General features: G+C 61.7%; 11 protein-coding genes. 6 read left to right on the top strand and 5 right to left on the bottom strand.

From position 1 onward, the window contains the following. Window positions 1–379: 379 nt before the first annotated feature. The 3 genes from GHK62_RS10000 to GHK62_RS09990 all read left to right on the top strand — a co-directional run bounded on the left by GHK62_RS10000 (window position 380) and on the right by GHK62_RS09990 (window position 2,478). Window positions 380–589, top strand: a complete 210-nt coding sequence (locus GHK62_RS10000; RefSeq protein ID WP_153438568.1) for a hypothetical protein — start codon at window positions 380–382, stop codon at window positions 587–589. A gap of 275 nt (window positions 590–864) precedes the next feature. Then, on the top strand, window positions 865–1,320 hold the full coding sequence (locus GHK62_RS09995; protein WP_153438566.1) for an RrF2 family transcriptional regulator: 456 nt from the start codon (window positions 865–867) through the stop codon (window positions 1,318–1,320). 147 nt (window positions 1,321–1,467) lie between these two features. Next, on the top strand, window positions 1,468–2,478 hold the full coding sequence (locus tag GHK62_RS09990) for a KpsF/GutQ family sugar-phosphate isomerase (protein ID WP_153438565.1): 1,011 nt from the start codon (window positions 1,468–1,470) through the stop codon (window positions 2,476–2,478). Between the two features lie 18 nt (window positions 2,479–2,496). On the opposite strand, the gene GHK62_RS09985 is transcribed toward GHK62_RS09990, so the two are convergent. From GHK62_RS09985 to GHK62_RS09965, 5 genes are all read right to left on the bottom strand, one after another. Continuing rightward, window positions 2,497–3,813: a capsule biosynthesis protein gene (locus GHK62_RS09985; RefSeq protein WP_153438563.1), complete on the bottom strand. Its 1,317-nt coding sequence runs from the start codon at window positions 3,811–3,813 to the stop codon at window positions 2,497–2,499. A 15-nt stretch (window positions 3,814–3,828) separates the two neighbouring features. After that, window positions 3,829–5,445 (bottom strand): LTA synthase family protein, encoded by a 1,617-nt coding sequence (locus tag GHK62_RS09980; protein WP_184108422.1) that lies wholly within the window; start codon window positions 5,443–5,445, stop codon window positions 3,829–3,831. Window positions 5,446–5,531: 86 nt separating this feature from the next. Then, entirely contained in the window at window positions 5,532–6,335 is an 804-nt protein-coding gene (locus tag GHK62_RS09975) for an SDR family oxidoreductase (RefSeq protein WP_153438561.1), read from the bottom strand. A 60-nt stretch (window positions 6,336–6,395) separates the two neighbouring features. Then, entirely contained in the window at window positions 6,396–7,811 is a 1,416-nt protein-coding gene (locus GHK62_RS09970; RefSeq protein ID WP_153438559.1) for an aminotransferase class I/II-fold pyridoxal phosphate-dependent enzyme, read from the bottom strand. Further along, the gene (locus GHK62_RS09965; protein WP_153438557.1) at window positions 7,808–15,352 is read right to left on the bottom strand and encodes a type I polyketide synthase; all 7,545 of its coding nucleotides are present in this window, start codon (window positions 15,350–15,352) and stop codon (window positions 7,808–7,810) included. Before GHK62_RS09965 ends, GHK62_RS09970 begins: the two co-directional genes overlap by 4 nt. A gap of 413 nt (window positions 15,353–15,765) precedes the next feature. Here GHK62_RS09965 and GHK62_RS09960 point away from each other — a divergent pair, with 413 nt between their 5' ends. From GHK62_RS09960 to pncB, 3 genes are all read left to right on the top strand, one after another. Next, complete coding sequence (locus GHK62_RS09960; protein ID WP_184108423.1) at window positions 15,766–16,953, top strand: polysaccharide biosynthesis/export family protein; 1,188 nt, start codon at window positions 15,766–15,768, stop codon at window positions 16,951–16,953. 116 nt (window positions 16,954–17,069) lie between these two features. Continuing rightward, the gene (gene pncA / locus GHK62_RS09955) at window positions 17,070–17,669 is read left to right on the top strand and encodes a bifunctional nicotinamidase/pyrazinamidase (protein WP_153438552.1); all 600 of its coding nucleotides are present in this window, start codon (window positions 17,070–17,072) and stop codon (window positions 17,667–17,669) included. An 88-nt stretch (window positions 17,670–17,757) separates the two neighbouring features. After that, window positions 17,758–19,062, top strand: a complete 1,305-nt coding sequence (pncB, locus tag GHK62_RS09950) for a nicotinate phosphoribosyltransferase (RefSeq protein WP_153438550.1) — start codon at window positions 17,758–17,760, stop codon at window positions 19,060–19,062. The last annotated feature ends 38 nt before the right edge of the window (window positions 19,063–19,100 follow it).

The following is a 19,100-nucleotide window of genomic DNA, read 5'->3' as shown; positions in this document are numbered from 1 at the left end:
CCTCAGCGGGGACGACTGAAATAGAATTGTCGCCATGATGATTCAAAGCGGGAGCGTAGAGAATTATTTTTCTCCTCTCGGTTTTTGAAATTGACTAATTTGGTAGATTATTCTAGTTTGAAACCGTGACGCGGGCGGAGTCCGCCTCACATTGTTCATGAACCGACTCGGCGCGATGCGCCGGGCCCCAGCCAAAGGAGAGTGACATGTCCGGAATCGTCTCGACCGCCGCTTTCTGCGGCTCGCGTTCCTATTGTCGTGCAACAGTGAAACGTTACCTTCGCGCACTTCGCCGAATGTGACCGTCTGAACTTCCCAAATTTCATCTTTGCCGAGAATCGAATGACCCGCGCCGCGAGGCGTGGAGGAGCGTTATTACATGAGCAAGCAAGTTATCGAATATGGCGGCGAAGCCGTCGGCGTTGTTGTCCCTGACGAGGACCGGCTGAAGTTCTTGGCCGTGAAGTATCATGTCTGGGACTTGGACGCGCAGCGTTTCCGCTCGGCCGATGAAGCGCGAGCGGCGATCGGCCGCCTGCTCGCCGGCCAGGGTGCCAGAAACCATCAGGTTGGCATTGCGGCGGCGTGATCGACTGCATGTTCCTTAAATCGTACTCGATTTAAGGATGAAAACATTCAGCAACTCAAAGTGCTACAGCGTCCCTTGCGCGTCCGATGAGACACGCGGCGCTGCAGCCTCCGCCGCAATGAGGCAATAAATCCAATCAAACTTGAAGTTCATCCTCCCGAATTGTCGACCAAAATTGTGTATTGGCGACGCGCTTCTTGTGCTATGCCAAAACAGGAGTGTGTTGTTGCCAACGGTCCCGGCGTTTCAGGGAACCGGGAGGAGAATTTCTGGGAATGCTGACGAAGAAGGGAAAATACGGCCTCAAGGCCCTCGTCGATCTGGCGCGCCTCGAACCTGGCGAGACGGCGTTCATCAATGAAATCGCTCAGCGCAACAACATACCGAAGAAATTCCTCGACACGATTCTGCTCGAATTGCGCAACGCCGGCATGCTCCGTTCCAAGAAAGGACCGGGTGGCGGCTATTCGCTTTCCCGTCCGGCATCGGAGATTCGCATCGGCCACGTCATCCGGACACTTGACGGTCCCCTGGCACCGATCCGTTGCGCCAGCCGCACGGCCTATGAGGTCTGCGAAGATTGCAGCGACCCCGAGACCTGTCGTGTACGGATATCGATGACGACGGTTCGTGACGCGATCGCCGCCATCCTCGATTCGATGACGCTCGCGGAATTTGCGGGCGATGGTGAACTGCCGCTCGAGGTTATCGAAGAAAAACGCGCGGGCTGACGGCCAAACACAATCAGTTTCAGTGCAAACAGTCGCAAATAGACTTGGTTTGCCAAGAAAAAGCGCTTATCTGCCTTCTATATGCTCCAATTCTCGATGAAATAGCGGGCTTACGGACAAATTCGTCGCGGGGGACCAGGGTCAACGATGGGCTTGAGAGAAGTAAAGGCGGATGGGCAATCCCGTTCCGCGATACTGGATTCGATCGGCAGGACGCTGACGACTGCAACCAATGGGATCAAGGCTCTTGCCGATCACCTGACGACGGATGAAGTCTTTGCGCGCAGCCTTGTGGACGCGGTCGAATTGATCGGCGACAGCGAGGGCCGGGTCGTCGTGTCGGGCGTCGGCAAGAGTGGGCACATCGGCCGCAAGATCGCAGCGACCATGGCATCCACCGGCACGTCCGCCTATTTCGTCCACCCGACCGAGGCGAGCCATGGCGACCTTGGTATGGTCACGTCGCAGGACGTACTGATTCTGCTTTCCTGGTCGGGAGAGACGGCCGAGCTTGGCAACATGCTCACCTATGCCAAGCGCTTCAAGGTGTCGGTTGTCTCGATCTGCGCCAATCGCGACAGCATCCTTGCTCGCAACTCCGATGTTGCCCTGGTGCTGCCGAAGGTGCCGGAAGCCTGCCCGCACGGGCTCGCCCCTACGACCTCGGCGATGCTGCAGCTTGCGGTCGGAGATGCTTTGGCGATCGCGCTTCTGGAGCGTCGCGGTTTCTCGGCTGAAGACTTCAAGACATTCCACCCCGGCGGTAAGCTCGGCGCACAGCTGCGCCTGGTGCATGAACTGGCGCATGTGGCGGAACAGGTGCCGCTGCTCGTCGTCGGCCGCCCGATGAGCGAAGCCGTCATCGAGATGTCGTCGAAGGGATTTGGCGTCGTCGGTATTGTCGACGAAGGAGGCTCGCTGATCGGCGTAATTACCGACGGCGACCTGCGCCGCCATATGGCGGGCGATCTGCTGGCTCAGCGGGTCGAGGACGTGATGTCGCGCAATCCGAGGGTCATCAAAGGCGACGTGCTTGCCAGCGCCGCCATGGAGTTCATGCAGGAGCACAAGGTGACCGTCCTTTTTCTGGTCGACGAAGCCGGGCTCCCGGCCGGCATCCTGCACATCCACGATCTCTTGCGCGCCGGCGTGGCCTGATGGATCTTCGATCGCGATCTAACGAATGCCAAAGGCGGCGGACGGCGCACTTTTCGCCGGCTTTCGCCGGGGCGGAGGGTCTACGAAAGCCCCAGGCTCGTTGACCGTACCCTGGTGCAAACGCTCAGCGATAGCGTTTGCACCGGCGCTCGTGCCCGCGCTTGAATAGAAATTGCCACGGACCTGGATCGCCGCGGCCATCAATCTGAACAAGGCGGCACTCAAGGCGGCATCCGGCCTCTGAGGCGCCTGCCAGAATGTATCCAACGGCTGCTGGTCGGTAAGCCCCGCAATATCGAATACGGCACTGCCGAGCACCTTTACAGGCTTACCCTGTTTCAATGCATGCAGGCCGGCCGTCGAGTTGACCGTGACGACGCCTGCGCTCCCCTGCACCAAAGCGTCCAGATTGCCGCCGTCGAGAAAGGCGACCCGGTCTGCGATTCCGGTCTTGCCCGCCGCTTCAGCAACGATCTTGCGCCAGCGGATGAGGCCATTGTCGAGAGGGTGGGTCTTGATCGCAAGCTTGCTGCCCGCGGGGGCGTGGTACGCAAAGGAGGCGAGGATCGCGCGGATCGCTTCCTTCTGGCTGTTGAACGGCGAGTGCGCGCGCAGTTGGTAGTCGGTCTCCAGCTGCAGTGGATAGACGAAATAATCGCTTCCCGCCGAGGCCAGCGAGCGGATGAGGGCATCGGCTGCGCGTTGTTGCCGCCTCTGCGTGGCGAGGCGCAAGAGCCACCCGCCATATTCCGCCAAGGGATGAAAGATCCCGTGCCGGCGATAGCCCGGAAAAAGAAACCAAAGGAAGACGTTCGGAAGATTGTAGAGCAGATCGCAGCTTGCTTCGGCGAGGAAGGACTGCTCGTAACGCCGCCGCCAGTCCGGTTCCGGCAGGCCGGCTGCCGCGCTGAGGATCTGGTCCGGTTCAGCCGGAAAATGCGAGTTGGACGACATGCCGCCACGCTCCAGCGTCAGCCAGTCCGGGCGCAAATAGCCCATCTCCACGATGAAGACGGCGGCACCTGTCCGGCGGGCAGCGGCGATCGCGGCTTGGTGATAGGGGCGCTCTTCGCCGAGCAGAACCAGGTCGCTCACGGCGTGACGACGGATAAAGGCCTCAACAAAGGCCGGCCACCCCGACATGGAGCCGCGATAGTTGAAAGCGCCTCGGCGTCGCCAGAAGATCTGGTCGCCGACATTGAGATTGATGCGAAGGCATGTGTGGCCCAATGCCTCGAGCCGGTTTGCGATCTTGGCGAAGATCGACGACGAGGGCCCCTGCAGAAACAGGAATGTCCGTAGTGTCGAGCGATTGATCGTCGTGTCCCCTGTCATTGTCAGTCGCCGCCGCTATTGCAGCGCATCCTTTTGCAGGTTCGCATGTCTGAGCAGCGACCGTATCAGGTTCCACGGGTGCTCGTCCTTCGGTGCTTTCGCACCCGATTGGGCGGGGCGGGCCTTGGCGAGCGGCACGATAAAATAATCCGTGCGGGGATCCGGGAACGGGTCGGCGAAGGATTTCAGGAGAGGTGCGTGGTCGCCGTAGAAGACGAGCCAGACGGGGCGCTCGAGCTTGTTGAGACTGTTGACCAACTGCTTCAGGGCGGCATCCGACTGCTGCAAGATTGCCAAATAGATATCGACTGGATTTGTGAGTGTGCCCACGCGACCGGGCTCCCACGGGCCGTGATTGGCCATGGACGCGACGAAGAAGAAGCCGCTTTCATCTTCCGGCAGCTTCTCCGCTTCCGCGATCACTCGTTCCGTCAGCGTCGCGTCGGAGACATAGAGCCCGTCGCGCTCGGGCTTGTGGTCGAAGGCGTCCAGCATGGTGAGCTTTTCGAAGCCAAGCTGCGGCATCGCCTTGTGCCGGAGAAAGAAGGTGCGGTCATAGGGGTGGATGAAGTGTGTATGCCAGCCGGCGCGCTTCAATTTCCCCGGCCAGACGACGTCGGCATAGTGGGAGGCGCGCAGATAGGGATAGCTCGCATCGACATGAATATCGTCCGGCACAAGCCCGCTCAGTACGGCGAATTCGGTGCGCAAGGTATAGCCGCCCTCGAATACGTTGCTGAGGCGGCCCCACTGTATCGCCTGCTTGCGCAACCGGTCGATTGTCGGCAGCTTGATTGTCTTGACGCCGAAATGGCGCATGTCGATGAAGGATTCCGATTGCCAGACGACGATCAGCGGGGCTTCTTCGTGCCCGATAAGATCGAGCACTGCGGCGCGAAGCCGTTCGGAGAGTTCGGCGACGATTTTTTCGCGTTTCACGCCCAGCCATATGATGAAATGGAAGACGACGGAGGCAAACGTCCCGAAGCGCACCGTATTCATCTTGACTTTGACGGCCTTGACGAGCCCTTGCACGAGGGCCGCTGTCGGCCGGTTCACCGGCCCGTAGAACAAAAGGCCCCAGGGCGCGCTGGCAACGACGACCATCAAGAGAATCCAGAACAACTTGCCTCTTGCGGGCAAGATGTTCGGCTCGAAATACATGTAGAGTGCGGAGACGCCGAACACGTAACAAAAGGCGACGATCCAAAACAGGATATTGAGCTTAGTCGCGTAGAAGATCGTCTTGTATTTGAAGACGTCCGCGACGAGGGCAATATCCGAGAATACCAGCGGCTCGCGGATGAACTTGAACTTCGCGCGGGAAATGCCGGTGAAGATGATGAAGAAGCTCATGACGCCGGCGGCGGCATAGAGGGGCCGCCAGGAAATCGCGAAAAAACCGGCAAAGACGAGCGCTATGACCGGAAGGCGCGCGATAGCGTCGATGATGTCCTGATTGCGTCCGTAGGGAGGCCTGTTCCTCCGGCGCTCGCGCGCCGGCAGGGCGAAACGATCCGTGAAGAAAATCACGGCACAGGACAGGAGATAGCAAAACAGGGTCAGCGCCGCCGGGTAGTCATGCAGCTGGAAGGGAAGAAGCGCCAAGCCGATACCTTTGAGCCATTTCACCGCCGACACCGCCTCGGCAGCAGGCCGTCGTTCGACACTTAAATGCTAATGTAGGCCGGCACAAGCGCGGCTGTGCCCCGTGGCGGTCACCGTCCACTGTTACGGGCAATAGCCCTGTCGAACCACCAGTCGAGGAGCGGTCTGACCGCCGGCCCGAAGCGACCGAGCAGGAAAAGCGTGAGGCCGAAATAGACTTCGGACCGGCGCCGGTCGATGCCCTTCGCGATCTTGCTTGCGACCGCTTCGGCGGTCCAGGGCCGCACCGCTCCCATCACCACGCTTGCTTCCGGCGGCCGCAGGCCAAGTTCGCGCTCGAACTGCGGTGTCTTGGTATCCGGAGGAAAGCTCACCGACACTCCGACATTGTAGCGGCGCGCCTCGCTCCTGAGCGCCTGCGCAAATCCGTGCAACGCGAATTTCGATGCGCAATAGGCGGTATAGCCGTAAATGCCGATCAAGCCGGCGCCCGAGGAGACCATCATGATGTGGCCGGCGCGCCGGCGCTTCATTTCCGGATAGACGGCGCGTACGGCATGCACCGTGCCGGAGAGGTTCGTTTCGATCTGGCGGCGAAAGGTCGTGCTTTGCTGCTCCTCGAAAGGCGCCGGTTCGACGATGCCGGCCGAGGTCACGAGAATGTCACACGGGCCGAAGGTTTCGATACAGCGGGATATCGCCGATTGGATCTCTTGCTCTTCAGCAACGTCGGCCGTCTCTATGCGAATGTCGCCGCTCCCGGCGCCGTATTCCGTGACGAGCTTTTGGGCCGCTTGCTCCAGAAGCTCTCGCGAGCGGGCGATCAGCGAGAGCCGGGCCCCGCGCGCGGCGTAGATCGAAGCAAGTGCCAGGCCAATGCCACTCGAGCCACCGGTGATGATCACATGGGTCATGCTGAGGTTCCGCCTGCGGCTCAATGGGGCTTCGTTGTTTCAATGAAACATCGAAATGATCTAGCGCGCCGACAGCGCCTTCAACATCTGTTCGATATCGACGCCGCCAAGCCCGAAATTCCGTTCGGTCAAATCCTTGAGGCGCTCGGCGGTCAGCGCGACGGTACGGCGGATCTGCTCCTCGGTGTGGTCGCTGGTAATGAAGAAGCGCAGCCGCGCCAAGCCTTCCGGCACGGCAGGATGGATGATCGGCAGCACATTCACTCCCGCCGCGAGCAGATCGTTGGAAAGCTGCACGGCGCGCAACGAATCGCCGACGATGACGGGAACGACCGAGAAGCCGCCGCTCAAACCCGTATCAAGGCCGGCCTCCTTGGCGAGCTTGAGGAACAGACCGCCGTTGCGCCTGAGCGCCGCCGTGCGTTCCGGCTCGCGTTCGAGGATATCGAGGCTGGCGACCGCCGAAGCGCCGAGCACCGGTGCCAGGCCGACGCTGTAGACGAAGCCACCGGCCGATGCCTTGAGCACCGCCGCCAACGCCTCGCTCCCGGCAATATAGCCGCCGCAGCTCGACGTCGTTTTCGACAGCGTTCCCATCCAGATATCGACCTCGTGGGGATCGACGCCGAAATGTTCGGCGAGACCCTTGCCGTGCAGCCCGAGAACGCCGAGCGAATGAGCCTCGTCGACCATCAGCCAGAAGCCATATTCGGCCTTGAGCTTCAGCAGCGCGGGAAGGTTCGCGACATCGCCGTCCATCGAATAGATGCCTTCGACAATGACCATGATGTGACGGTATTCTCCGGCGACCGTGCGCAGCACATGCTCGAGGTCGGCCGTGTCGTTGTGCTTGAAGAGGCGGCGCGTGGCGCCGGAAAGCTTGATGCCGGCGAGCGCGCTGTTGTGGATGAACTCGTCATGGATGACGAGATCCTTGGGGCCCATCAGGCAGCTGATGGCGGCAACGTTGGTGAGATAACCGCTGACGAAGCAAACCGCCGCTTCGACGCCGTAGAAGCGCGCGATCTTTTCCTCGAGCTCGACATGCACGGGCCGCTCGCCGGCCACGAGCCTGCTCGCGGAGGCGGAAATCCCGAAGTTCCCGATCGTGTCGCGTGCCCTGTCGAGTACGTGGGCGTGGCGGTTCAGCCCGAGGTAATCGTAGGAGGCGAAGTTGATCATCGTACGGCCGTCGATCACGGTCGTCGCGCCGGCTGCCGTCTGGTGTGCCCGATAGAAGGGGTTGGCAATACCCAGCTGCTCGCTCGCAAATTTTTGCGTGAGCACCTGTTTATATTCCGGAAGGTCCTCGAAACGCGCCTGGCGGCGACGGGGAGGCGGCGGCAACTCCCGTTCCGAGCGCGCCATCCGGTTGCGCTCGGACGATTGGTGCGTGTTCCTCATCCTGTCCAGCAGGTTCTCCTTGAGGCTACTGTTCATCTTGGAGAAGGTCTGGCCGTTTCCGTCGTTGCTCATTGGCTCAGTGCTTTTTCCCTGTCCGCCCCGGCGTGGCGCTGTGCAAGTTCGGTTACCAGCCGGTCATCGGCCGCCTCGCCATCTTCGCCCTGGTCCCGCTTGCTCACCTTCTCGTAGAGTTTGCGCGCAACGTCGCCCACGGTCGTATTGTCGGCGACGCCGCTCAAGGGCATGTCGAAGCCGGTGTTCTGCTGGAAGCTCATGCCGAGTTCCACTGCCATCAGGCTGTCCAGGCCGATTTCCTTCAGGATCTTGCCGCGGGTCACCGTATCCTTCGACACCCGAAGGATCGCGGCGATCTCGCCCGCCACCAGATCGAACAGGATGTCTTCCGCTTCCTGCGGCGATTTCCCCTCGATCATCGCGACGAGGTCCATCTGCGTTCCCTCGGCACCGGACGAGTGCTGATCCGCGCTGCGCAGGATCACTTCGAAGAGCGCGTTACGGGCAACCGGCAGGTTGCGTGCCGCCGTCCAGTCGATCTCCGAGATCATCACGACCGCCACATCGACGGTGCCGGGATCGGAGGCAATGTGGCTTTCGACCATGTCCAGCGCCACCTGGGCCTTCAAGGCGGTCTTGCCGATGCGCTTGGCCAGAAGATCGTTCACATCGGTGTTCTGCACGAGGTAACCGGCGTCGGCTATCGCACCAAAGCCGACGGCGAGACCTGCGAGACCCTCCGCGCGTCGGGCGCGGGCAAGGCCTTCGAGATAGCCGTTGGCCGCGACATAGTTGGCCTGTCCGGGATTGCCGACGAGCGTCGTGGCCGACGAAAACAGGATGAAATTGTCGAGCTCATCGCCACGCGTCAGTTGGTCGAGGACCGCTGCGCCCTTGGCCTTCGTGTCAATCACCGGCCGGTTGCGCTCGCGGTTGAGATTGCTGATCAGGGCGTCGTCCAGCACCATCGCCGCATGGACGATGGAACGCAGCGGCGCCTCGGCGCGAAGCGTCGCGAGGAGGCCGTCGACCGCGGTCGCATCGGTGATGTCGCAGGCGTGGAGCGAGGCGGACACGCCCGCCTTGTTCCAGCGTGCGAGCATCGCGCTCGTTTCGGCATCCGCCTGGCCGCGGCGAGAGCACAGCGCGATCCTGCGCGCACCCTTCTCGACCAGCCAGTTGGCGGCCGCCAGCCCGAAGCCGCCGATGCCGCCGACGACGAGATGCACACCGTCCGGATCCACTTTGACGCCCTTATGCGGCTTCGCGGCGATCTCGTGTTTGCCGGCGACCGGCGGCAGGACGACGATCTTGCCGATGTGGCCGGCATTCTGCATGAGGCGGAAGGCATTACCGATTTCATCGAAATCGAAGGCGCGGTAGGGCAGCGGCGTCAGCTTGCCTTCCTCGAAAAGCACACCGATTTCCATGAAGATGCGCTTGGTGAGCGCAGGCGCATTGACCAGAAGCTGGTCCGCGTCGATGCCGAAATAGCTGACATTGCGCCGGAACGGCCGCAATCCGATCTTGCTGTCCGCGTAGTAGTCGCGCTTGCCGAGTTCCAGGAACCGGCCAAAAGGCTTCACCAGCGCGAGGCTTTGTTCCATCGCCTCGGCGAACAGCGAGTTCAGTACCAGATCGACACCCTCTCCGCCGGTGACGGCGCGCACGTCGTTGACGAAGCCGAGCGACCGCGAATCGAAGACGTGATCGGCACCGAGCATTGCCAGGAAGCGCCGTTTTTCGCGCGTTCCAGCCGTCGCTATGACCTTGGCGCCCTTGAGCTTGGCGACCTGGAGCGCGGCGAGGCCGACGCCGCCGGCAGCGCCATGGATGAGGATGGTCTCGCCAGCCTGGATGCGGCCGAGCTCGACCATCGCGTAATAGGCGGTAAGGAAGGCGACCGGGACGGTGGCAGCGGCTACGGGGCTGATGGTCTGCGGCAGTTTTGCAACGCCGGCGCGGGAAACGACCACATGCGTCGAGAATGCCGAAGACGCGATCGCCATGACAGCATCGCCGACGGCAAGGTCGTCGACCCCTTTGCCGACCGCGACCACATGGCCGGAAAGCTCCATGCCGATCGTCGCGCCGGCAAAGCCATCCTCGAGCGCTTCCTCGGGAAGAAGGCCCATCGCCCACATCACGTCGCGGAAGTTCAGGCCGGTAGCAGCGACCGCGACGACGATCTCGCCCAGTCCGGCCTGCGGCACATCCGCTTCCTCCCAGGCGATGCTCGCAACCTGCGAGCTGACGCGCTGGCGGATGGTCGCCGCCGCGAAGGCGCTTGTCTTGCCTTCCGTTCTGACAGCCGGGCCGGGAACGGCGCGGATTTCCGAGAGCAATCCAGTGGCCTTGTTGAGCAGCCACTCACGATTTGAACCGGACACCGTCAACAGCGACAGCGCCGAAGCAATGCTATCCTCCTGGCGTGCGTCGTCATGCCCGTCCAGGTCGAGCGAATGGACGTCGAGGAATTCGTATTCGTTCTGAAGAACACGAGCGAAGGCCCAGAGGCCGGAATTCACACCGGAACTGGACGCGACGCCATCTGCCCGCGAAGCAACCGGCGCGCCGCCCGGAGCGACGATCACCAACCGAGGGCGGTCGTCGCCGGATAGGTCAGCATCTCCGACACGCTGCCTTAGCGCTTCGGCGAAGGCGCTGAGCGCAAGCACGTGAGCCTGCAACGAGGCGGAATCGGTGTCGCTTGCGTGACGTGTCGCCGGCGAAACAAGCACTGCACGAACAGGATTCTCGCCCAACGCGCCAAGTGCGGTCTGCAACGTGCCAACGTCCGCAGCCATGTCGCCCACGAGCGAAACTGGCACGGCATCGCTGGGCATCGACGCCGCGTCGGGCGACGCACCGTCTACCTGGATGACCAGGTAGGAGGCGGCAACGGTCTTGTTCGCCTGCACCGCTTCGCCGGATGCTGTCGTCGCGGCCGCGCCGCGGGCCTCGATCAGAATGATGTTGCCGTGTGCGCACTCATGGTCCGCGATGTCGATGTCGCGCAGCCCGAGATCCGCAAGGCATTTCTGCCAATGCGGTACAGCTGCAAGGTTGCCGATCGGGAACTCGGCCGTCTGGCTGCGGGCAAACCAGCCGTCGGAAAGGCCAAGAGCGAAGTCGCCGAAGATCGAGGGTGCGCTGACGGCCGCGGCAAGCGCGCCGCCTTCACGCAGCATCGAGCGCAATGCACTGCGCAGCGCGGTTTCATCCTCGATCAGCTGGTAGAGATTGTCCGAGGCGCTGACGGCGAGATCGAAGGGGACGATTGTCGCGAATTCGCTTTTCTTCAGAACACGCACATGCGCATCGTTCTCGAATGCAAGCTCAAGGTTGCGTTGCAAGTTGTCACGCGGTTCGGCGACGATCAGGCTCGCGCCATGACGCGCCGCCAGGTCGGCGAGCCGACGCGTGAAACCCGTCGAAACGCTTCCGAATTCGACAATGCGCAAGGGGATACCGGCGGTTTGCGCAGCCAGTGCCCGTTCCGTCGCGCCGAATACCCGTTCCATGCGCTGCCGGCTCGCAACGGAATGCACGGCCTGGTGGTCGAGCGTTGCGTCGCTGATGAAGCCCGCGCTCGAGGCGTGCGTGTGGTCGCCTTCTGGTCCAGCAGCGAGAAGTGCGTCGAGCCGGCTCAAGGCCTCGGCGTAGGCATTGTTGATGAGTACGGCTTCGACCGCGCGATCGGGGCGCTCGCCATAGAGTTCGCCGAGGATTTCGGCCACGGTCGGAAGGCTGAACTCCCGCGCAACAGTCCAGACCCCGTTTTGATGTTCGCTGAGCCCGGCGTCCTCCAATACGTAGAGGCAGCTTGTCAGGAAACACTGGAAGGCGAAGTCGCCGGGCAGGGCATCGCCGCGGATCGTGGCGGCTCCCCTTGCAAGCTTCAGCCCGATTTCCTGGCAGGCACGGTAGATCGCCGCGTTGAACAGCAAGGTCGCGTTGTCCACGCTGTCGTCGCCATCGGCGGGCGTCGCCAGCAAGGACGGCATGGCTACGGCCGGATTGGCACCGGGAAGCGTCGTCTCGGACAGCACGGTCTCGTAATGGAAGGAAAGCCCATCCAGCGTCTTGTGCTTTCGCAAATAAGTGCGGCGGAAACGACAATCGTCGAAATGCGCAATCGCTTCGCCCGACTTGTCGAAGAAATGGAACCTTGCCTTGATCGAATTGGCGCTGACGCGCTCGATCTCGATCGTGGCACGGGCGATTGGCCGTCCAGCGTTGACGACATGCACGGAACCGAAGCGTACCGGAATATAAGGTGCGCCGCCCTTGTCGCCCGTAAAGCGGTCGAAGAGCGCAACGAGCCCGTGGAATGTGGCGTCGACGGAGATCGGATGAAGGGAATAGCTGACGAGCGGGTGCCCCGCCCCATTCGGCGCCTTCAGCTCGACGTCGATGATCCGGTCGCCGTATGCGACCGCCCTTGAAAGCAGCTGGAAGCTCGGACCGTAGTCGAGACCGAATTGCTTCGCCGTCTCGTAGGCTTTCGACGGATCGACGCTCGCCGTTTTCGCCAATTTGGCGAATGACGGGGAGGCGTTGTTCTTTCCGGGCACGGGCTTGCGGCTCCGCGCGACGGCGTGCACCGTCCAATCGTCCTCCGAGAGGCGCTCGCGCGAGCGGATCTCGATGTCACCGGTCTCGGGCGACAGGATGGTCGAGAGCTCCATGATGCGGCTGTCGTTGAGCTCCAGCGGGCGAACGATTTCCAGATTGGTGATCTCCACCTCGTCGCTACCGTAATATTGCTGCGCGGCGGAAACCGCCACTTCGATGAAGCCGCTGCCCGGCAGAATCGGCTTGCCGTCGACGACATGCTCGGCAAGGTCCGGGAAGAGATGCGCATCGATGTGGTTTTTCCAGCTTCCGCTGTTCGGATCGCTGCGCCAGCCCGTCAGGCGATAAGGCCGGCCGGAGCGGCCGAAGAGGTCGGTGGAATCGGTCGTGGCCGCAGGCCGCAATTCTACCGGTTCGAAGGGCAGTGCCGGCAATTCGACGAAAGCGTTGCGCTTGCCGTAGACGCGGGGCCGGTCGACCGCCGCGCCGTGCGCGACGGCGCGCGCCATCGATGCCGAAATCGGATCGTGACCGCTCTCGCCGACGTCGCGGAGCAATGTCGGAACGACCGCCGCCGGGAAGGCCGCCTGCTTGATCGTTTCCTTGACATAGGATGCCAGGATCGGGCGCGGGGAAATTTCGATGAAGAGCCGGCAGCCGAGTTCGAGTGCGGCCTCCGCAGCCGCCTGGAAGCGGACTGGTTCCCGGACGTTTTTCCACCAATAGTCCGGATCGAGCTCAGTTCCCTCGAGTGCGGCCCCGGTCACGGTCGAGAGAAAAGTCAGCTCTGTCCGCCTTGGGGCAATATCCGGAATATCGGAAAGGAAGGCCTGCTTTGCCTGGTCGATGACCGGATGGTGGAACGGGTAGTTGATGTCGAGAATCTGGACCGGGATCTTGGCCTTGCGGGCAGCGTCGCGGAAAGCGGAAATTTCGTTGGCCGGACCGGACATGGTGACCGAATTATGCGCGTTGACGGCTGCGACGCAGAGTTCGTTGAGACCGCGCGCCTCCGCGAATGCCCGGGCGGCTGCCTCGCCGAGCATCACCGCGGCCATCGTTCCCTGGCCCGCTAGCAGGTCCTGATGCAGCGAGCGCTTGGCCACGATCGACACGGCATCGACGAGCGACAGGGCGCCGGCCGCATAGGCAGCGGCAATCTCGCCGACCGAGTGGCCGAAGACCGCAGCAGGCTTGATGCCCATCGCGATCAGGGAGTCGGAGAGAGCAGCCTGGACAGCAAAAAGCAGCGGCTGCGCGATCTTCGTATCCGAGAGCTTCTTGTCGAGTTCCGGATCCATCAGAAGATCGGTCAGGAGGATGTCGGAATGGAACTTGAAGAGCGCGCTGACGGACGTGAAGGACTGGCGGAAGTGCAGGTTCTCGCGGAAGGCTTCGACGCCCATGCCGGCCCATTGAGAACCGTTGCCCGAGAAGACGAACGCGACTTTTGCATCCTTCACCGGCGCTTCGCCCACTTCGCCGATGTCGGAACCGGGCTTGTCCAGATGGCTGGCGATCGCCCGCACGATATCTTCGGGGTGATCGCTGCGCGCCGCGAAGCGATGGCGCATATGGGTGCGGTTGGCGCCGGAGGCGGCGATCATCGCGCGCGTCTCTTCCTTTGAGGCACTCGCAAAGCGCGCCTTGTACTCCTTCAGCAGGTTCTCAAGACTCGACGCCGTGTGGGCGCTGGCCATGAACACGTGACCAGCCGACGAAGGCGCGGCTTTCTCTTCCGGTGCCGTCTCCGGGTCGCTGATGACCACATGCGCGTTGGCGCCGCCGAAGCCGAAGGAGTTGATGCCGGCAAGCCGTGCACGCTTGCCCTTCAGCAATTCGATCGGGTTGGCGGTAACGCGAACGTTCAGTCCATCGAAATCGATGTGTTCGTTCGGCGTATCGAAGTGCAGCGACGCCGGCAGGTAGTTATGTTCAAGCGCCAGAACGGCCTTCATCATGCCGAACAGACCGGAGGCCGGCTCGGTGTGACCGATATTGGACTTGATGGAGCCGATCGGCACCGGCGCCCTGCGTTTGGCGCCAATGACGGTGCCGATGGACCATACTTCCGCCGGATCGCCCACTTTCGTGCCGGTACCATGGCCCTCGACGAAAGCGACCTGGTTCGCGTCGATGCCGTTGCCTTCGTAAATGGCTCTCAGCAAGTTGGCCTGTGCTTCGCGTGAGGGCAGTGAAATGCCGTTGGTCCGACCGGCCGAGTTGACACCGGTCGCCACGATCCTGGCATAGCTGCGGTCGCGTTCGCGGCGCGCCCGGTCCGAGCGGCGCAGGATGAAGACGACGCCGCCTTCGGCGCGTACATATCCGGCGCCGTCGTTGTCATAGGCCCGGCAGAGGCCTTCCGGCGACAGCATCCGCGCTTGGGCGAAGCCGACGAAGGGAAGGGGATGGGCAAGAATATTGACGCCGCCGACGATCGCGGTGTCGATCTCGCCGGCGTTGAGCGCCCGCATCGCCTGATCGAGAGCCACGAGCGAAGAGGAACAGGCGGTATCCACCGTCATGCTCGGCCCGCTCAACCCGAAGATGTGGGAAATGCGGTTTGAGACGATCGACAGCGTGTTACCGGTCATGAAATAGGGACCGGCGGCGGCCGGATCTTCGACGGTCAGGTTTGCGTGGTCGAGGCTCGACGCGCCGACATAGACGCCGACATTCTCGCCATGGAGGGACGCAATGGAAATATTGGCATCCTCAAGCGCGCGCCAGGCGAGTTGCAGCAGCACGCGCTGCTGCGGATCCATATACATGGCTTCCCGCTGGGACATGCCGAAGACAGCCGGATCGAAATCGTAGACTTGATCGAGCACGCCGGCCGCAAAAGAATAGGTCTTTCCTTGCACACCCATGACGGGATGCCAGAAGCGCGCCAAATCCCAGCGGTCAGAGGGAACGCTGGATACGGTGCATTTGCCCTGGCGAAGAATCCTAAACAGCGCCTCAGGCGATTTCGCTCCGGGGGCAAGGCATGCACGCCCTATGATTTCAACAGTCATGTATGATCGAACGCTCTAAACTGCCGTTAAAATTGTCCTAGCCAATCGCCGTGCCAAACGTAAATTGCAATTGGTGAGATTACCGATTTGTTATTTTCCCCGATTTTATTCGTCCAGCCGTCCCCGCTGTATTAGTGAGCTTTTAACTCAAAGTACCTAGCTTTCAACCCCAAAGGCTTAGATACACAGGTCGCAAGACCCCATCCAGACAATTACGGCGACGGATCGTAAACAATGTCGAGGAGGTATGACCGGAAAGGCGCAGTTCCGAATATTTTGGTTGCCCGGCGGTGAGGTGGCTTGTTGTGGAACGGCGATTGTGCTTTGCAGTGACCGGCGGATTCCCTGCCGGGGAAACATACGGCGCAGATCTGTAAGCAGAGTCATCGCTGTGCCGAAGACGGAGTATCGTAGTGAAAAGAGTGACTGCCCTTCTGCTTTGCACCGCGCTTGCGGGATGTCAGGCCGTGCCGGGAGAAGGCCCTCTCACAACCGATATCGTCGCGGACGCTGGCCAGTCCGGTGCGCAGATCGGCAGAAAGAATGCGACCGTCTTTGATATCGTCGACGTCGATGGCCAATCGGCACGGTTGGTTTCGGACTATGTTTCAACGACGCTCAGCCGGCGCTTCGGCATTGGCGGCGGCGTCGGTCAGGTCGTCATCGGCGTTGGCGACCAGCTGAAAATTTCGATCTTCGAGGCCGGCAGCGACGGTCTGTTTTCCACAACGGAATCAAAACAGACCAACATCGATCTGGTCGTCCAGCCCGATGGTAAGGCGGCCATTCCCTACGTCGGTTCGGTCCGCTTTGCCGGCCTGACGCTGGAACAGGCGCGCCAGGCAATTCTCGAAGCGCTGAAGCAGAAGGCCGTGGAGCCCGATGTCATCGTGACGAGCACGTCCACGGCATCGCGCATCGTCACGGTCTCCGGTGCCGTCGGCCGTCCGTCGGTCGTGCCGTTGAACCTCGTCAGCGAGTCGATCAACGAAGTCATCGCCAAGGCCGGCGGTCCGTCGGCGCAGCCTTACGAGACCTACGTCACGCTCGTGCGCGGCAAGAAGACCGGCACGGTCCTGCTGAAATCGATCATCGAAAACCCGTCGGAAAATATTCACGTCAAGCCGGGCGACCAGGTCTTCGTGACCCGCGATCCGCGCACGTTCACGATTCTTGGCCAGGTCAGGGCGAACCAGCGCGTCGAGTTCGGCGCCAATGACCTGAACCTGCTCGAAGCCGTGGCGCTCGCGGGCGGCGGCTCGGACCGGACGGTCGATGCCAAGGGCTATTTCGTCTTCCGTTACGAAGAGCCGGATATCGTCATGAGCCTGCTCGGGCGGGAGCGGTTCAACACGATGCTGAGCAAGGGCATGAAGCCCGACAGCGTCGGGCGCTATCCGATCGTCTATCGCTTCAACATGACCAATCCGGATAGCCTGATCGTCGGCCAGACCTTCCCGATCAAGAATCGCGACGTGATCTATGCATCGCGTCATCCTTCCGTCGACATTTCGAAATTCCTCGACTTCGTGGCGCGGCCGATCGGTATTGCGAATACGGGCGTCAACATCGCGGACAACCTGGACAATCTGCAGAACTAATGGAGCTCGGCGGCCAGCGAACCTGCTTGCTGCCAAGCAAATTCTGTGATTGATCTTCGGGCTAAATCGATTTTGTTGATGGCCGGCACGGTCCGGCCGGATCGCGAGGTGGGCCCATGGCTGAGGAAGCCTTGATCGTCATCGATGTACAGAACGATTTCTGCCCCGGCGGCGCCCTTGCCGTTGCCGGCGGCGATGAAGTCGTGCCCGTCGTCAATCGCCTCATCCAGCTGTCGCCCCATGTCATCCTCACGCAGGACTGGCACCCGGCCGGCCATTCCAGCTTCGCATCGACCCATCCCGGCGAGGTGCCCTTTGCCACGATCACCATGCCTTATGGCGAGCAGACGCTCTGGCCCGATCACTGTGTTCAGGGCAGCCCGGGCGCCGATTTTCATCCCGGTCTTGAATGGACGACGGCGGAACTGGTGGTGCGCAAGGGCTTCCGTACTGAGATTGACAGCTATTCCGCCTTTTTCGAGAACGACCACCGGACCCCCACCGGCCTGGCCGGCTACCTGCGTGAGCGTGGCATCTCCAAGGTCAAGCTCTGCGGTCTTGCGACCGATTTCTGCGTCGCCTTCTCGGCGCTCGATGCGGTCGCCCAGGGCTTTTCCACCTCCGTTGTGCTCGGCGCCTGCCGTGGCATCGATCTGAACGGATCTCTCGCGGCGATGACGCAGCGCATGCGCGATGCGGGCGTTACGCTGGTCTAGCCGCACACTGGAGCGGGACCGCTCGAAAGAACGAAATCGATCAGGCTCGGCCGAGTGCCAGGATGATCCAGAAGGAGCGTAGTCGCAGATGCCAAAGACCGATATCGCACGGCGGGTCTATAACCATACCTGGAAGCTCGATCCGATCATTCGCAGTCTTTTGGATACGGATTTCTACAAGCTCCTGATGCTGCAGATGATCTGGAAGCTCCATCCGGATGTCGAAGCAACCTTTTCACTGATCAACCGCACCAAGACCGTGCGCCTCGCCGAGGAAATCGACGAACAGGAACTGCGCGACCAGCTCGACCACGCGCGGACACTGCGTTTCAGCAAGAAGGAGATGATCTGGCTCGCCGGTAACACGTTTTACGGCCGCAAGCAGATCTTCTCGCCGGAATTCCTCGCCTGGCTCGCCAAGTTCCAGCTACCCGAATACGAGTTGTCGCGCCGCGACGGCCAGTTCGAACTGATCTTTCGCGGCCGCTGGGTCGAAACGACGATGTGGGAGATCCCGGCGCTGGCGATCATCAACGAGCTGCGCTCGCGCGCCGCGATGAAAGGCCTGGGGCCCTTCACGCTTGACGTGCTCTATGCGCGCGCCAAGGCCAAGATGTGGTCGAAGGTCGAGCAGCTGCGACAATATCCCGACCTGCGGATTTCCGATTTCGGCACGCGCCGCCGGCACAGCTTTCTTTGGCAGCGGTGGTGCGTCGAGGCATTGAAGGAAGGGATCGGCGGCTCGTTTTCCGGCTCCAGCAACGTGCTGCTTGCCATGGACACCGATCTCGAGGCGCTCGGCACCAATGCGCACGAACTGCCGATGGTGGCGGCGGCGCTCGCACGCAACGACAAGGAGCTTGCCGCGGCGCCCTACAAGGTTCTGCAGGACTGGAACCAGCTCTATGGCGGCAATTTGCTGATCGTCCTGCCCGACTCCTTCGGGACTGCAGCCTTCCTGCGCGACGCACCGGATTGGGTGGCGGACTGGACCGGCTTTCGACCGGACAGCGCCCCGCCGATCGAAGGCGGCGAGAAGATCATCGCCTGGTGGAAGAAGATGGGTCGCGACCCGCGAGAAAAGCTGCTGATCTTTTCCGACGGGCTCGACGTCGACACGATCATCAAGACCTATCGCCATTTCGAGGGCCGCGTGCGCATGAGTTTCGGCTGGGGAACCAACCTTACCAACGATTTCGCCGGCTGCGCGCCGACCGAAATCAGCGGCCTCAACCCGATATCGATCGTCTGCAAGGTGAGCGAAGCCAATGGTCGGCCCGCGGTCAAGCTTTCGGACAACCCGCGCAAGGCGACAGGAGACCCCAAGGAAGTGCAGCGCTATCTGAAGTTCTTCGGAACCGAGGATTTCGTCGAGCAGACTGTCAGGGTCTAATTGGTCCCCAAAAAAGAAACCGGCAAGCGCCGGTTTCA

The sequence above is a fragment of the Sinorhizobium terangae genome, assembly GCF_009601505.1.
GTDB classification, from domain to species: domain Bacteria; phylum Pseudomonadota; class Alphaproteobacteria; order Rhizobiales; family Rhizobiaceae; genus Sinorhizobium; species Sinorhizobium terangae.
This window is presented reverse-complemented; position numbering and strand designations above follow the sequence as displayed.

What these genes read in the sequence shown, in the direction of transcription:
- pncB (WP_153438550.1), top strand. Translation starts at nt 17,758, where the DNA reads ATGCCAAAGACCGATATCGCACGGCGGGTCTATAACCATACCTGGAAG.
- GHK62_RS09970 (WP_153438559.1), bottom strand. Translation starts at nt 7,811, where the DNA reads ATGAGCAACGACGGAAACGGCCAGACCTTCTCCAAGATGAACAGTAGC.
- pncA (WP_153438552.1), top strand. Translation starts at nt 17,070, where the DNA reads ATGGCTGAGGAAGCCTTGATCGTCATCGATGTACAGAACGATTTCTGC.
- GHK62_RS09985 (WP_153438563.1), bottom strand. Translation starts at nt 3,813, where the DNA reads ATGACAGGGGACACGACGATCAATCGCTCGACACTACGGACATTCCTG.
- GHK62_RS09965 (WP_153438557.1), bottom strand. Translation starts at nt 15,352, where the DNA reads ATGACTGTTGAAATCATAGGGCGTGCATGCCTTGCCCCCGGAGCGAAA.
- GHK62_RS09990 (WP_153438565.1), top strand. Translation starts at nt 1,468, where the DNA reads ATGGGCTTGAGAGAAGTAAAGGCGGATGGGCAATCCCGTTCCGCGATA.
- GHK62_RS10000 (WP_153438568.1), top strand. Translation starts at nt 380, where the DNA reads ATGAGCAAGCAAGTTATCGAATATGGCGGCGAAGCCGTCGGCGTTGTT.
- GHK62_RS09995 (WP_153438566.1), top strand. Translation starts at nt 865, where the DNA reads ATGCTGACGAAGAAGGGAAAATACGGCCTCAAGGCCCTCGTCGATCTG.
- GHK62_RS09975 (WP_153438561.1), bottom strand. Translation starts at nt 6,335, where the DNA reads ATGACCCATGTGATCATCACCGGTGGCTCGAGTGGCATTGGCCTGGCA.